General features: G+C 70.5%; 15 protein-coding genes. 1 reads left to right on the top strand and 14 read right to left on the bottom strand.

What is annotated here, in order from left to right; all coding sequences use genetic code 11:
* Nucleotides 1-4: 4 nt before the first annotated feature.
* Together VKZ50_22030 and VKZ50_22025 are read right to left on the bottom strand one after the other, a co-directional pair.
* The gene (locus tag VKZ50_22030; protein ID HLJ62407.1) at nt 5-1501 is read right to left on the bottom strand and encodes a UDP-N-acetylmuramoyl-L-alanyl-D-glutamate--2,6-diaminopimelate ligase; all 1497 of its coding nucleotides are present in this window, start codon (nt 1499-1501) and stop codon (nt 5-7) included.
* A 104-nt stretch (nt 1502-1605) separates the two neighbouring features.
* On the bottom strand, nt 1606-3363 hold the full coding sequence (locus VKZ50_22025; protein ID HLJ62406.1) for a penicillin-binding protein 2: 1758 nt from the start codon (nt 3361-3363) through the stop codon (nt 1606-1608).
* Between the two features lie 35 nt (nt 3364-3398).
* On the opposite strand from VKZ50_22025, the gene VKZ50_22020 reads away from it, so the two are divergent.
* A complete protein-coding gene (locus tag VKZ50_22020) occupies nt 3399-3716 on the top strand; it encodes a hypothetical protein (protein ID HLJ62405.1) in 318 nt (105 codons plus the stop codon).
* 170 nt (nt 3717-3886) lie between these two features.
* On the opposite strand, the gene rsmH is transcribed toward VKZ50_22020, so the two are convergent.
* From rsmH to VKZ50_21960, 12 genes are all read right to left on the bottom strand, one after another.
* Nucleotides 3887-4858, bottom strand: a complete 972-nt coding sequence (gene rsmH, locus VKZ50_22015) for a 16S rRNA (cytosine(1402)-N(4))-methyltransferase RsmH (protein ID HLJ62404.1) — start codon at nt 4856-4858, stop codon at nt 3887-3889.
* 72 nt (nt 4859-4930) lie between these two features.
* Nucleotides 4931-5353, bottom strand: coding sequence for a division/cell wall cluster transcriptional repressor MraZ (gene mraZ, locus VKZ50_22010; protein ID HLJ62403.1), 423 nt, complete (start codon nt 5351-5353; stop codon nt 4931-4933).
* A gap of 151 nt (nt 5354-5504) precedes the next feature.
* The gene (locus VKZ50_22005; protein ID HLJ62402.1) at nt 5505-5939 is read right to left on the bottom strand and encodes a DUF5317 family protein; all 435 of its coding nucleotides are present in this window, start codon (nt 5937-5939) and stop codon (nt 5505-5507) included.
* 98 nt (nt 5940-6037) lie between these two features.
* Nucleotides 6038-6304: a hypothetical protein gene (locus VKZ50_22000; GenBank protein HLJ62401.1), complete on the bottom strand. Its 267-nt coding sequence runs from the start codon at nt 6302-6304 to the stop codon at nt 6038-6040.
* A 30-nt stretch (nt 6305-6334) separates the two neighbouring features.
* Nucleotides 6335-7375, bottom strand: a complete 1041-nt coding sequence (pdxA, locus tag VKZ50_21995) for a 4-hydroxythreonine-4-phosphate dehydrogenase PdxA (protein ID HLJ62400.1) — start codon at nt 7373-7375, stop codon at nt 6335-6337.
* A 5-nt stretch (nt 7376-7380) separates the two neighbouring features.
* Entirely contained in the window at nt 7381-8889 is a 1509-nt protein-coding gene (locus VKZ50_21990) for an FGGY family carbohydrate kinase (GenBank protein HLJ62399.1), read from the bottom strand.
* Nucleotides 8890-8914: 25 nt separating this feature from the next.
* Nucleotides 8915-9901: a D-glycerate dehydrogenase gene (locus VKZ50_21985; GenBank protein HLJ62398.1), complete on the bottom strand. Its 987-nt coding sequence runs from the start codon at nt 9899-9901 to the stop codon at nt 8915-8917.
* 45 nt (nt 9902-9946) lie between these two features.
* The gene (locus VKZ50_21980; GenBank protein ID HLJ62397.1) at nt 9947-10861 is read right to left on the bottom strand and encodes a TIM barrel protein; all 915 of its coding nucleotides are present in this window, start codon (nt 10859-10861) and stop codon (nt 9947-9949) included.
* 357 nt (nt 10862-11218) lie between these two features.
* Nucleotides 11219-12040 carry a 5-keto-L-gluconate epimerase gene (gene iolO, locus VKZ50_21975; protein HLJ62396.1) on the bottom strand — a complete coding sequence of 274 codons (822 nt, stop codon included), beginning with the start codon at nt 12038-12040 and terminating at the stop codon, nt 11219-11221.
* Complete coding sequence (locus VKZ50_21970; GenBank protein ID HLJ62395.1) at nt 12037-12867, bottom strand: Cof-type HAD-IIB family hydrolase; 831 nt, start codon at nt 12865-12867, stop codon at nt 12037-12039. The genes iolO and VKZ50_21970 overlap by 4 nt, the downstream gene beginning before the upstream one ends.
* On the bottom strand, nt 12864-13787 hold the full coding sequence (locus tag VKZ50_21965; protein ID HLJ62394.1) for a carbohydrate ABC transporter permease: 924 nt from the start codon (nt 13785-13787) through the stop codon (nt 12864-12866). The genes VKZ50_21970 and VKZ50_21965 overlap by 4 nt, the downstream gene beginning before the upstream one ends.
* Nucleotides 13784-14605, bottom strand: coding sequence for a sugar ABC transporter permease (locus tag VKZ50_21960; protein HLJ62393.1), 822 nt, complete (start codon nt 14603-14605; stop codon nt 13784-13786). Before VKZ50_21960 ends, VKZ50_21965 begins: the two co-directional genes overlap by 4 nt.
* Between the last annotated feature and the right edge of the window lie 106 nt (nt 14606-14711).

Here is a 14711-nt window from a genome sequence, read left to right as displayed (position 1 = left end):
GATCTCACGGGTGCGCTCCGAGTTCCGTGCGGCCGGCGCGGAGCAGGTCCCGCGCGACCTCGCGGTCATCGAACGCAATCGTGCGGTCCCGAAGAATCTGGTACGGCTCGTGGCCCTTGCCGGCGATCACCACGACGTCGCCCGCCCGGGCCAGCGCCAGCGCGCGCCCAATCGCGAGACGCCGGTCCGGCTCGCTCTCAAAGTTCCGCCCCGCGGCACCGGCCTCGATCTCGCGGATGATCGCCCCCGGGTCCTCGCTGCGCGGATTGTCGGAGGTGAACACGGCGTAGTCGGCAAGCGCCGTCCCGATGCGTCCCATGATCGGCCGCTTCGTCCGGTCGCGGTCGCCGCCGCAGCCGAACACCGTCACGCAGCGGCCCGTTGCGACCTCGCGGGCGAGGCGCAACACCTTCTCGAGTCCGTCCGGCGTGTGCGCGTAGTCCACGATGACCGTAAACGGCTGCCCCTCGTTCACGAGCTCGCAACGGCCGGGCACGCCGGGCACGGTCTCGAGCGCGCCGCTCACAACCTCCGGCGGGATCCCGCGCGCGAGCGCCACCGCCGCCGCCGCGAGCGCGTTGGCGACGTTGAACCGGCCCGGAAGCGGCAACACCAGTGGCATGCGTCCGCCCGGCCACACGACGGAACCGCGCGTTCCCCGCGGGCCGAGCGTGAGCCGCTCCGCGCACACATCCGCGCGCTGCTCGATCCCGTAGGTCCAGACGCGGGCCCGGCTGCGCGAGGCCATCGCGGCGCTGGCCTCGTCGTCGGCGTTCACCACGCTGAGCCCGTCAGGTGCGACCATCTCGAACAGCCGCGCCTTGGCGTCCCGATAGCCCGCGAGGTCCCCGTGGAAGTCCAGATGGTCCTGCGTAAGGTTGGTGAACACGGCCGCGCCGAAACGACACGCGTCGACGCGATGGAGCGCCAGCGCATGGGAGGTCACCTCCATGATCACGTCGCCGGCGCCCGCGGCCCGCATCTCCGCGAGCAGGCGTTGGACGTCCGGTGCTTCCGGGGTCGTGGGCGTCGTGGCGTGGAATTCCACGGGTGCCCCGCCCAGCCGCGCGCCAAGCGTGCCGACGAGCCCGACGCGACGGCCGGCCCGCGCGAGGATCGCCTCCAGCAGGTACGTGGTCGTGGTCTTGCCGTTGGTTCCCGTCACGCCGCACACCCACAGGTGCTCCGACGGCGTCCCATGGAAGGCTGCGGCGACAAACGCCAAAGCCTGCCGCGTGTCGGGAACGACCACCTGAGTCGCCCCGACGTCCGGCACCGCGTGGTCGACGAGCACCGCGACCGCGCCGCGCCGGGCCGCGTCCTGGGCGTACCGGTGCCCGTCCTGGGAGAGCCCGCGGATCGCGGCGAAGAGGTCGCCGGCCCGCACGTGCGCCGAGTGATAGGCCAATCCCGTGACCTCACGGTCCCGGGACCCGAGCACCACCGGGCCGTCTCCCGGAGGCGACACCGGGAGCGCCGCCAGGAGGTTTGCTAACCGCATCCTCGCTCCTCCGAGCCCGGGGCCGGTCCGGCATGTCCCGGCTCCGGCTGCCCGAGTTCCACTATAGCAAGATCGCGCGCCCGCCGATAGGCGCGCGCCGGTGATCAGTGCGCGCGCGCTGGCCCGGCGCCGGCGGCGCTCCCGGCGACCTGCCCGCCCGCAGCGGGCGCCTGCGCGGTTTCCGACACGGCGATCGGCGCCGTCGGCGGCACCCGCATGTACCACAGCGCCTGGCGCGCAATCTCCCGGAACACCGGCGCCGCCACGTCGCCGCCGTAGTAGACGCCGTGCGGACGATCCACCACCACGAGGATCGCGAGGACCGGGTTGCTCGCGGGGACGACGCCGACAAACGACGCCACGTATCCGCCCGACTCGTAGCCGCCGGTCGGGCTGGGCTTCTGCGCGGTGCCCGTCTTCCCGGCCACGCTGTATCCGGGAATCTGCGCCTTGACGCCCGTCCCGCCCGCCACCACCTGCCGCATCATCGCCAGCACCTGGCCGGCCACTCCGGCGGAGATCACGCGGTGGGGCGCCACATCGTCCGGGGTGGCGACGACGTGGCCCGTGGCGTCGCGGACGACGGCGACGAGATGCGGGCGCACTTCCATCCCGTCCGTCGCCAGCGAAGACGCCGCCACCAGGAGCTGGATCGGGGTGACCGAGATTCCCTGGCCAAACGCGATGTTCTGGAGGGTCGGCCCAAGCCACTGCCTGATCGGGCGGATAATGCCCGAGGCCTCGCCGGGCAGATCGATCCCGGTGGGGGACCCGAATCCGAACCGACGGATGTAGGCGTCGTACGTCGATTTGCCGAGCCGCGTCGCGACCTGCGCCGCGCCGACGTTGCTTGAGTACTTGATGATGTCGGTCAGGCTGAGCGCGTCGAAGTGCTCCGATTTCTCCGCGTCGTGGATCGTGGCGCCGTTGATGCGAATCTGCCCCGGATCCCGAAACCGGTCGTCCGGCGTGATCGTGTGGCTCGCAATGGCGGCGGCGGCGAGGATCAGTTTGAACGTGGACCCGGGCTCGTACAGATCGGCCACCGCGCGGTTCTTCCACAAGGCCGCAGGCGCCTTCTGGTACTGACCCGGATCAAACGACGGCAACGCCGCGAGCGCCAGGATCGCTCCCGTCTGGGGATTCATCACGATCGCCACGCCGCCGTCGGCAGTGGTCTGGTCGATCGCTTGCTGCAGCTCGCGTTCGGCGATGTGCTGGATCACCTCGTCGAGCGTGAGCACCACCGTGGCCCCGTCGCGCGGCGGCGTCACGATCCGCAGCGTTTGGACGAGCTCCCGGCCGATCGCGTCGCGATCCGCCGTGCCGAGTCCGCTGGCCCCACGAAGGAATCGGTCGTCCGCGAGCTCAAGTCCGGCAAGCCCGGCGTCGTCCGTGCCGGTGAAGCCGATCACGCTGCCGGCGAGCGGCCCGTTGGGGTAGTCGCGCCGAGCCTCCGGCACGATGCCGACGGCGCGGCCGAGGCCGAGCGCGGTCAGCGCGTGCGCCACCGCCATCGGCCGACGCCGCGCGAGCCACGCGAAGAACGGGCCGCCGCTCTTGAGGCGGCGGACCACCGCCGTCGGGGGCAGGCCGAGCACCGGCGCCACCCGCGCCGCAAACGCCTCCGGGTCGTCGATCGCGCGCGGCACCGCGTACACGGAGTCGACCTCGACGTTCATGGCCAGGGGGCGTCCCACGCGGTCGACGATGAGGCCCCGGCGGCCCGGGATCTGCACCGACTCCAGCTGCTGACGAAGCGCCAGGCGCTGGAGCGCGCCGCCGCGGATGACCTGAACATCAACCATGCGACCGAGCAGGCAGAGGCACGCGAACGCCCAGACCACGAACACGGCCGTCACGCGCCAGGCACTCACGCCGTCGCGGGCGGCCGGCCGTGGCCGGCCGCTCCGGGGCGTCATCGGGAGAGCGGTGCCGCTACCGCCTCATTTCGGTGGAAGTATGCGCCGAACCGCTGCCAGAACCCCGGTCCGCCTCGGGCTTCTTCGCGCGAGTCGGGCGCTGGCAGCGACAAGGACGCGATCTGACCGGCGCCTGGAGCCTGCAGCCCGAGGCGAGTCACGGCAAGGTGTTCGATCCGTTCTGGGGCCCTGAGGGAGGAAGCGATGGCTTGGAGACGTTCGTGCTCGGTCTCGAGGGCGGCAATTTCCTGGGTGTCCTGGAGTATGTGGTAGCCGATGTGTGCTGCGTTTGATACAGCTGCGACGTGTGCGACGAATGGCACTACCGCAAGTGCTGCCAGTGTGAGTGTCACGATCATGGGATACCGTCTCCGCCGACGCCGGGTCGCCTCCCTCCCCCTCAGGCCCCAATGCTCGGGAATCAGCACGGGAGCTGCCATCTGTGCCTGTCGAAGCGCCATCGTCAGTGGACCCCGCTTCCGCTGCCCTGCCGGGTGCCGCGTGCATCGCGCGCCGCGGTCTCGCCGAGCCGCTCCGCCGCGCGCAACCGTGCGCTGCGCGCCCGCGGATTGCTCCGGACCTCGGCCGGCGACGCCGTCACCGGCTTCTTGGTGAGCACGCGCAGCAACCGTTCGCCCTCGCATCGACAGACGGGCAGGTCTGGTGGACACGTGCACCCGCGCGACAAGCGTGTCAGCACTTGCTTCACGATCCGATCCTCAAGCGAATGGAACGCGATCACGCACAGTCGCCCGCCGGGACGCAGGCGGCGGACCGCCTGCGGCAGCCCGCGCTCAAGCGCGTCCAGTTCGCCGTTCGTGACGATGCGGATCGCTTGAAACGTCCGCGTCGCCGGATGCAGCCGCCCCCGGGCGCCGCCGATCGCGGCTTCGACCGCCTGGGCCAAGTCGCGCGTAGTCTTGAGCGGACGCCGAGCGACGATCTGCTTCGCGATCTTGCGCGAGGCACGCTCCTCGCCGTAGCGGTAGATCAGGTCGGCGAGCGCGCGCTCGGGAAAGGTGTTGACGATCTGCGCCGCGGTCAGCTCCTGCGTCCGGTCCATGCGCATGTCCAGCGGCCCGGCGCGGTCGAAGCTGAAGCCCCGGCCCGGCTCGAGCAACTGCCGGGTCGAGACCCCGATGTCGAAGAGCACGCCGTCGACCACTCCGACCCCCAGCGCGTCGAGCGCCTCGTCGAGTTCGCCGAAACTCGCCTGTCGCAGCATCACGTTGCGCCCGAACGGGCGCAACCGCTCTTCCGCCTGGGCGATCGCGTCGCCGTCCCGGTCGAGCCCGATCAACCGGCCCGCCGGCGCAATGCGGCGGAGCACGGCTTCGGCGTGTCCCCCATCGCCGATGGTGGCGTCCACGATCAAGGCCCCGGCGCGGGGTGCCAGATATGTCAACACCTCATCCACCAAAACCGGAACATGCACCGGTTGCTGAGGAGACGTCGACCCGCCGCTGGTTCGTCCAAACGCCACCCGCGCCTCGCCTCTCGATCATCACTACAGGATCAGCGCCTGGAGTTGTCCCACCAACTCGTCTTGCCGCTTCCGAACGGACTGGAGCTTCCGCCGCCAATTCGGCGTGCTCCAGACCTCGAGACGGGACCCCACGCCGATGATCGTCACGCCTCGGGTGATGGCCGCGTGCTCCCGCAGGTGCGGCGGGAGCGTGATCCGCCCCTGCCGGTCCAGATCGCAGTCCTCGGCCGCCGAGAGCAAGAGACGCACGAAGTCGGCGTTGCCGAGCGGCAGCATGCGGAGCTTCTCTTCGAGGGAGTGCCACTCGAGGGGGGAGAACGCCGCAAGGCACGGCTCGATCCAGCGGGTCACGGTGATGCGATCCCCCATCTCCGCCCGGAACTTGGGAGGAATCACCACCCGCCCCTTGTCGTCGAGCGCATACTGCGCCTCGCCCCTGAGCATTCACCCTCACGCCGCTCCCGTCTCCCCACCTGTCCCTACGGATCACCACGTTTCTCCACCCATCCCCAATCTCCTGCCTCACATCACCGCTAGCACAAATAAAATAAGGGCCGGAGCGGCCCTGGGATCCGCACACACGTTCGTATTCCGGTCAGTTGGGTCGGCGCCCCACCATCGCGGCCTGGACGAACCCCGCCACGCCGAGCGCCATCAGGACATCCCCCGGGCTGGCGATACCGGCGAGTCCGGCGATGTGAAACGCCAGCCAGTCATCGAACGGCCCGAGCGGACTTCCCGGAGCGGCGAGCAGATGTCGTGGGTCCGTCCCGCCGACAAGTGCGGCGCCGGCCGGGCGCCCGACGGACTCCAGCGCGCGCGCGGACACAGGCATGCGCCCCCCGTTTGCCACGATCACGGCGGCGTTGAGGACGGCACCCGCGAGCACGGGGAGCAGCCAGCGTTGGTCTCGGTTGGTTGCGAGCATCGCGATCGCGGTCACGTACCCTACCGCGACCGCGGCCCGTCCGACGGGCGCGGGCAGCCAGGGGAGTTGCGCGGCGAGGAGCAGCAGCACGCCGAGCGCCAACGCGGGGAGCCAACGAAGCGAAACGCGGGCGAGTCCGCCGAGCCGTCCACCCCGCGCCCATCCGATCGCGAGGCCCAGAAGCGCCGCCAGCAGCAGGGTCAGTACAGAACCTCGCGAGTCCCCGTCTTGTGCCGAACGACGACGACGTCTGCGTTCTCCTGCAGGCGGCGGAGCGCGTCGCTCATCGCGTCGACACGCACGGACCGGAACGCGAAGTCACCCGGCCGGGGCGCGACCTCGTCGAACGCGTGCCCGCACGCGGTGCAGTAGTAGCCGCGCTCCGGGAGCAGCGCGCCCTTCACCTGCAGCCACCGGATCGTGACGTGGCCGACGATCGCCTGTCTGCCGCACCGCGGACACCGCATCGAGCGCTCCCGGCTCAAGCCGTACCGGTATTATAGCACCGCACCGCGCGCGGCGGCCTTGGCCCGGCGGCTCGCGGTGAGGTCTGCGGCAACGCGGATCGCTTCGATCATGCTGACGGCGCTCGCCCGCCCGGTGCCGGCGATGTCGAACGCGGTCCCATGGTCGACGGACGTGCGGACGAACGGGAGCCCGGTCGTCACGCTCACGGTCTTGTAGAAGTCCGACATCTTCGCCGCGATGTGACCTTGATCGTGGTACAACGACAGCACCGCGTCGAACCGCCCCTCCGCCGCGAGATGGAACACCGAGTCGGCGGGGATCGGACCAGACACGTTCAGCCCGGCCGCGCGAGCGTCCTCGATGCCGGGGCCGATCTCGCGGATCTCCTCGCCCCCCATCTTGCCGCCTTCGCCCGCGTGCGGATTCAGCGCGGCGACGGCCACGCGCGGCGACGCGAGGCCGAGGTCATCCAAGACCTGGGTCATGATCGCGAGCGTCTCGCGGACCCGCGCGCGCGTCATCTGCGCGATCGCGTCGCGCAGCGACAGATGGCGCGTGAGGAAGAAGATGCGGAGGGACCCGATCACGAACATCGTGAGGGACTCGCGGCTGCCGGTCAGTTCGGCGAGCATCTCGGTATGCCCCGGGTACGGGTAACCGGCCGCCCACAGCGCCTCCTTGTTGAGCGGCGCGGTGGCGATGGCGTCGACCTCACCGGCCTGAGCCAAGCGGATCGCCCGCTCCACCGCCTGGCCGGCGGCGCGACCGGCGTCCGCCTGGATCACGCCCATTCGCAGCGACGACAGATCCACGTTGCCGAGGTCGAGCACGTCCACGGCGCCGTGCGCGTAACGGCCGTCGCGGGGAGCCGCGACGGCCGCGGGCGTCACCGGGAGTGCGAGATCGCGCGCGGTCTTCGCCAGCGTGCCGAGATCGCCGACCACGAGCGGCCGGCACACGGCGTACAACCCCGGCGCGGCTAGCGCCTTCATGATGATCTCCGGTCCGATCCCGGCCGGATCCCCCATCGTCACCGCCACCAGCGGGAGTCGGTCACCCGTCACCGCCATGTCGCTCACCCCTCTCGTGCCTGCGGCGACGCGAGGTCGTGAAACGCCGGCCGCAATGCATCGTAGAGCTGCGTGTACACGTCGTAGACCCCGCGGTACCGATCGCCCGCCGCGGCGTCAGGTCGGTACGCCCGCACGATCGGGTTGATCTCGCGCGCCGCGTGCTCGATGGAGCGCACGCGCCCGATCGCGGCCGCCGCGAGCAACATCGCGCCAAGCGACGCGGCGTCGGCCTGGTGCGGCACGCCGACCGAGCGGCCGAGCGCGTCCGCGAGAATCTGGTCCCAGAGCGCGCTCCGCGCCCCGCCGCCCACCGCCACGACCTCGCTCGGGTGCACGCCGATCCCGTCCAGGAGCGCGAGGCACGCGCGGATCTCGTACGCGACGCCTTCCATCACGCTGCGCGCAAGCGCCCCGACGCCGTGCGCTTCGCTCAACCCGAACCAGACGCCTCGGGCGTCGGGATCCCAGCGCGTGGCCCGCGCGCCCGCCATAAACGGCAGGAACACGAGCCCGTCCGCGCCCGCGGGCACCGCGGCGGCCAGCGCATCGAAGCGCCGGTAGTCCACGGTGCCGCCGAGCAGCGTGTCGCGGAGCCAGCGAAGAATCGAGCCCGACGCGCTCATCCCCTGCTCGAACAGCACCATGCCGTCTACGGCGTGCAACGAGCACATCACCCGCGGGTCGGTCACCGCCGGCGGCGCCGGGGACGGCACCGAGACGTTGGTGGTGGTGCCGGTGGACACCATGACGCGGTCCCCGGTCGCGCCGGCCCCGAGCACCTCACACGGCCGGTCGCCGGCCCCGAGCGCCACCGGGGCACCCACCGGAATCCCGAGCGCCGCCGCGGCCTCGGCCGTCACGGCGTGCGGCGCGGCCGACGACGCGTACACGGGAGGGAACGCGTCGGGCGTGATCCCGACGTAGGCGCACGCGTCCGTCCACCAGGTGCGGGATCGGACGTCCAGCAGCAGCGTCCGGGAGGCAAGCGTGTAGTCGGTCGCCGGCGCGCCCGTCAGCCGGAGATAGAGATAGTCGCGGGGCTGGAGGTAAAGCCGCGCCGCGCGGAACACATCCGGCCGGTGCGCCCGCAGCCACAGGATCTTGCCGGCGCTGAATTCGGTGTCCGGGACGAGCCCGGTGACCTCGTGGACCCGCTCCCGGCCGAACGCGCGGACGAACGCGCCCACCTCCTCGGTCGCGCGCCGGTCCATCCAGATCATGCACGACGCGAGCGGTCGGCCGGCCCCGTCGACGGGCACGACCCCGCCGCGGTGGCTGCTCAGGCCCACCGCGACGACGCCGGCGCGGGCCTCCGCCGGCAGCTGCGCGCACCCGGCGCGGGCGGCATCCCACCACGCATGCGGGTCCTGCTCCGCCCACCCCGGCGCGGGCTGCAGCGTGGGGTACTCGACGCCGACCTGGGCGACGACGCGACCGTCCGGCGCAAACAGCGACGCTTTGCACGCCGACGTGCCCAGATCGAGCGTCAGGATGTGCTCGGGTACGGGCATCGGGGTCGCCGACGCGCTGCCGGCGCTAGCGCCGTTCCAGCGCCTCGGGATTCACGAGGTTGGGCGGGATCTTCCCGGTGACGCTGGCGAGGCAGTTGTCCACCGCCATCGTGGCCATCTTGATGCGTGTCGCGATGCTCGCGCTGCCCAAGTGCGGCGGGATCACCACATTGTCGAGCCGGAGCAAGGGGTCGTCCATCGGGACCGGCTCCACCTCGAAGACATCCAGGCCGGCGGCCCAGATCTTCTTGTCCACGAGCGCGCGGTACAGGGCTCGCTGATCGAGGACCGGGCCGCGCGAGATGTTCACGATGGTCGCCGTCGGCTTCATCAACCCGAGCTCTCGTTCGCCGATCAGATGCCGCGTCTCCGGGGTCAGCGCGGTGGAGAGCATGACGAAGTCGCTCTGCCGGAGCAGGTCGTCGAGGGGCGCGTAGGTCGCGCCGAGTTCCTGCTCGAGCGCCTCATTGCGCCGGCGGTTGTGGTACAACAGCGGCATCCCGAACCCGCGGCTGCGGCGCGCGATCGCCGCGCCGATGCGCCCCATTCCGACGATGCCGAGCGTCGCGCCGTGCACGTCCTGCCCGGTGAAGCCCATGAGCTCCCAGGTCTTCCACCGGCCCGAGCGCGTGAACTTGTCGCCCTCGACGACCCGGCGTGCGGTCGCCAGCAAAATCGCCCACGCCATGTCGGCGCTCGTCTCCGTCAGCACGCCCGGCGTGTTGGTGACGAGAATGCCGCGTTTCGTCGCCGCAGCGACATCGATGTTGTCGTGACCGACGGCGACCTGCGCGATCACCCGGCAGCGGCGCGCCCGTTCGATCACCTCCGCGTCCATCTTCTCGGTGATCAAGCAGACGATGCCGTCCACGTCCACGATCTCACGCAGCAGCGTGTCGCGGGGCACCGGCTCGCTCTCCCGGTCCCACATCCGGTACTCCGCCACGCCCTCGAGACGCGTCATCGCCTCGGCCGGTAAAGGACGGGTGATGTAAATCCGCGGTGTTGCCATAGCACCGCCTCCCGTATCAGCGATCCGCTGCACCCACGCGCGCCACTAGAGCTGCGCCCACGCGTCGGCGAAAACGCGCTTCGTGCCAGCGATCACCGCCGCGGGATCCTCGCCTGGCAGCGGCTTCACCTCGAAACTCAAGAACGGCCGGTGCGCCATACTGCCGAGGAAGCCGATCTCGAACAACACGCGCAAGTACTCCAAGACTTCCGGGGTGTCGTTCTCGCCGCCGGCGATGCCGAACCGGGGGTGCTGGTCGCCGTAGGCCGGGTGTTGCGGGTCCCCCATGACGCAGTTCCCGATGTGAGCGTGGACCAGGTGCTCGCGCCCGGTCGTCAACGACTCGCGGACCCCCTCGCCGAGCAGCGGCATGTGGCTCAGGTCCAACATCAGCCCGAACTCGGGATAGCTCCGCCGCACGGCCTCGGAGATCTCGACGCACAGCTTCGTCGGGCCGGCCAGCGCCTTCTTCTCGACGGTGCGGTCGAACGTCTCGAGCGTGATCGCGACGTGGCGCTCCCGGCCGTACGCGGACAGTTCCAGGAGCGACGCCACGAGCCGCTCCTTGGCTTTCGCCTCGGCCGACGCGCCCGGGTACGCGCCGCTCAACACCGCCACGCGGCGGGCGCCCAGCTCGACGGCCTGGTCGATGCACCCCTCGACGACGGTCACCGCCTTGCGCCGCGCCGTCTCGTCGAGCGCGTTCAGATCGGACTTCGTCGTCAAGATCGCCGACTGCGCCCCGAACCCGACGCTGAGGTGGCTCTCCCGAAGCACCGCGGCCGCCGCCAGCCGCTCGGCGGCGTCGTGCGCCCACCCGACCTCGATCGCAGAGAAGAACTCGTCTCCCGCGATCTGGCGGATCGTGTCGGCGTACGGCCCCTCACCCTTCATCACCGCGGGAAACGCCATGAAGTGCACGATTCCCAACCGGAGATACCGGTGCCAAGACTCCTGCATCTTCCACCTCCGCCCATGCAATGGGGTGACACCGCGAGCAACGCGAGGGACTGCGTGACACTTCTCGGAGGTGCGGAAACATCCCTTCGAGGACACGCACGACCCGGCGGCCCCGCCCCCGCACCGCGGGTGCGACCGGGCGACGCAGCGCGCGACGAATCACCGCCGGGCCGCGTGGACGGACGATCGCCAGCCGGCGAAGGCCCGCCGGGATGGGCGCGCGGGACGCGAGGGGCAGTCCCCGGAACCGCGGCGACGATGCGCCGGCGCACCCATGGGCCTGCAAACGGACGGGCTCGGGTCCCTGGCTCGGCACCACCCTCACGACGGCGGGCGGCGCTCCCGGCCGTGCACGCGCTATCGGGCGGCGGGGTGCACCAGCGGACGCATCGCGGCGATCGTCTGCCGCGCGGCCTCCTCGAACGTGGGGTGTTGGAGGATTTCCGCGGAGACGAAGCCCGTGTAGCCGAGGCCGCCCAGGATGTTGATGACCCGTTTGAAGTCGAGGTGCCCGAGGCCGGGGGCGCGCCGGTTGCTGTCCGCGACGTGCACGTGCCACAGACGCGGACCCAGGGTGCGCAGCGCGGCCGCAGGATCCGGCTCCTCGATGTTCATGTGAAACGTGTCGGGCAGCACGCCGACGTTGTCCTCGCCCAGGCGTGCCAGCAGGTCCACGACCTCGCCCACTGTGTTGAGCCAGTTGCTCTCGTACCGGTTGATCGGTTCGACGACGAATCGCACACCGCGCTGGCGCGCGGCCTGCGCGACGCGGCCGAGCCCGGACAGGAACCACTCCTCGGCCCGCGCGCGCGGCTCGTCCGGTGGAATCGGCCCGTGAATCAGGCCGATGATCACGAAGGCGCCGAGGCGCGCCGCGACCGGGACCTGCGCGAGGAGTCGTTCGACCGCGCGCTCGCGCACCGCCTCCTGCGGCGCGGTCAGCGCGAGCCCTTCCTCGAGATACGCCTGACCGGTGCCGATCGCCGGGATCGCCACGCCGAGCGTCCGCGCGGTCTCCGCGATCGCGTCGACCGACACGAGCGACGGATCCCGTATCGCCAGCTCCACCCCGTCGAAGCCCAACCCTGCGAGAAACCGGAGCGCCCCCGCGAGATCGCCGGTCTGGCCGACGGCCGCGAAGCGCGTCGTCGACGCGGAGATGGTGTAGCCGAGCTTCATGTCGTCCCCCCCGCGCGCCCGCGGCCTGAGTCGAGAACGTATCGTTCGATGACCACCCGCACCCCCTCCTGTTCCGGGGGTGGACACGTCGCCTTGGCCGCGGCCAACACCTCGGGCGGCGCGCCGTCCACCGCGATGCCGAGGCCGGCCGCCTGGAGCATCGTCAGGTCGTTGTGGTTGTCCCCGACCGCGATGGTTCGCGAGAGCGGCACGCCGACAGCCTGCGCCAGTACCGGGAGGGCGGCCCCCTTGCTGACGCCGGGCGGCAGCACCTCCAGATAGTCGGACTGCGAGAACACCTGCGACACCTCCGGGCCCGCGGACGCGTCGATCGCGCGGCGGAGCTCGACGAGGTCCGCGTGACGGCCGACGATGAGCAGCTTCACCGGGTCCTCGTCCATCACCCGCTCGAAGGCCGAGGCGATCCCGACTGTCACCAGGTCCCGCCGTGCGTACACGTCCACGAACGCCGTCTGACGCTCCGCGTACACCCTGCCGTGGACAAACATCAGCGGCGAGGTCTGCGGGAACTGCCGCAGCACCGGCAGGAGCCGCACCGCGACGTCGAGCGGCAGGCGGTGGGCCCACAGCGCCCGGTCGGCGGCGAAGTCGTAGACCAACGCGCCGTTGTAGAGGATCGCTGGCGGGTCCGCCTCGATCGCCTCGGCGAACCGGCGCGCGGCGTCCCACATCCTCCCGGTGGCCAGGCAGACGCGCACGCCCCGGTCGCGGGCGGCGCGCACCGCGACCGCGACGCCCGGCGGCACCACCTTGTCCTCGCCGACGAGCGTGCCATCGATATCGGCCACCACCAACCCGTAGTTCACGACTGATCGCGCACCGCGCCAAACGTGAGCGCCGAGATCACGTACCGGCGCGAGAAAAGCAGCAGGCAGATCGGCACGAGCGCCGACACGACGCCGAGCGCCGCCATCTGGTTCCAGATGATCTCGAACTCCGTCACGAAACTCCACACACCGATCGAGAACGTTTGGGACCGGGGCGTCGCGGTCAGGATCAGCGCGTAGAGGAACTCGCTCCACGCGAGCGCGAACGTGATCACCCCGGCCGCGAGCACGCCGGGCGACACCATCGGCAGCAGGATCCGAAAGAACGCGCGCCACCGCCCGGCGCCGTCCACGAACGCGGCATCCTCGATTTCCTGGGGCACCTCCTGGAGGAACCCCTTCAGCATCCACACCGCGAACGGCAAGGAGAATGCGGCGTAGATGAGGATGAGTGCGATCAGACGGTCGTACAGGCCGACTGTCCTGACCGTCGCGAAGATCGGGATCACCACGACCATCGACGGCAGGAACCGCAGGCTCAGCAGCCATGACAGCAGTCCACGCCGAAACCGCGGGGCGACCCGGAGGCGGGTCAGCGGGTACGCAATGAGCAAGGCCAGCGCGAGCGTGAGGGCGACCGCGGAGAGGCACACGATCACGCTGTTTCGGAGGAGCACCCAGTTTCCCGCTCCGATCAGGGCGGCCTGGTACGCATCGAGCGTCGGCTGCACCGGGAAAAACGTGGGCGGCTGCGTATACAACTCGCTCGTCGGCTTGAGCGAGGTCGAGATCATCCACACGAATGGGAACAGGTAGGCGATCGCAAGCGCGCCCAGGGCCGCGAGAACGAGCCCGCGAACGGCGTTGCGGCGCCGCCTCGTGCGAACGCGCCGCACCACGGACGGTTGCGCGGGCGATGCCGGCGCGGCGGGCCTAGCGGCGTGGACCTCGTTCGTCACGCGATCTCCTCCGTCAGATAGCGGCTCGTCAGCGCAAACACGATGGAGATGACGATCACGACGTACAGTGCGATCGCCGACGCGTAGTTGAGGTTGCTGAACTTGAACGCGATGCTGTAGAGATACAGGCTGAGGAACTCCGTGGACGCCCCCGGGCCTCCCATCGTCAGGACCTGCACATGGTCGAATACGCGCAGCGTGTCCGTGAACCGGAAGACCAGGACGAGCAGCAGCAGCGGTTTGAGGTATGGCAACTCGATGTGGCGGAAACGCGCCCAGGCGCCGGCACCGTCCACCTCCGCCGCCTCCACGACATCGAGGGGCACCGCCTGCAGCCCGGCGTACAGCACGAGAAACACAAACGGCATCCACTGCCAGACGTCCACGGTCACGACCGAGAGCATCGCCATCGCCGGCGACGACATCCAGAGGATCGGCTGGCCGCGGTATCCCACGTCGCGCAGGAGCACGTTCACGATGCCGTAGTCGGGAATCAACATCAGCCGGAAGATCACGCCGGCTGCGACGGGCGGCGTCACCATCGGCACGATGAACAACAGGTACGCAAGCGTGCGCCCAAGCACGCTCTTGACCGTGCGCTGCACCGCCACCGCGAGCACGAGCCCGAGGAGACATTCGACGCTCATCGCGAGCCCCACGTAGATCGCCGTCGCCCGCAGCGAATCGCCGAGGAGTGCGTCCTGAAACGCGAACGCGAAGTTGTGCAACCCGGCAAAGCCACCGATGCGATAGTACTGGAGACTCAGCGCGATCGCATAGAAGAGCGGATACACGACGACCGTCAACAAAAACAGCACGGGCACCGCGACGAGCAGGTACGGGGCGAGATGGCGCCGCGACGTCGTCGTAGGAAGCCCCCTCGCAGAACGGGACGCCGCCCGGCCGGGCGGCGTCCCGCCGCCT

Source organism: bacterium (assembly GCA_035295165.1).
Taxonomy (GTDB): domain Bacteria; phylum Sysuimicrobiota; class Sysuimicrobiia; order Sysuimicrobiales; family Segetimicrobiaceae; genus JAJPIA01.
The sequence above is the reverse complement of the archived record's forward strand: the minus strand, read 5'-3'. Positions and strand labels throughout refer to the sequence as shown.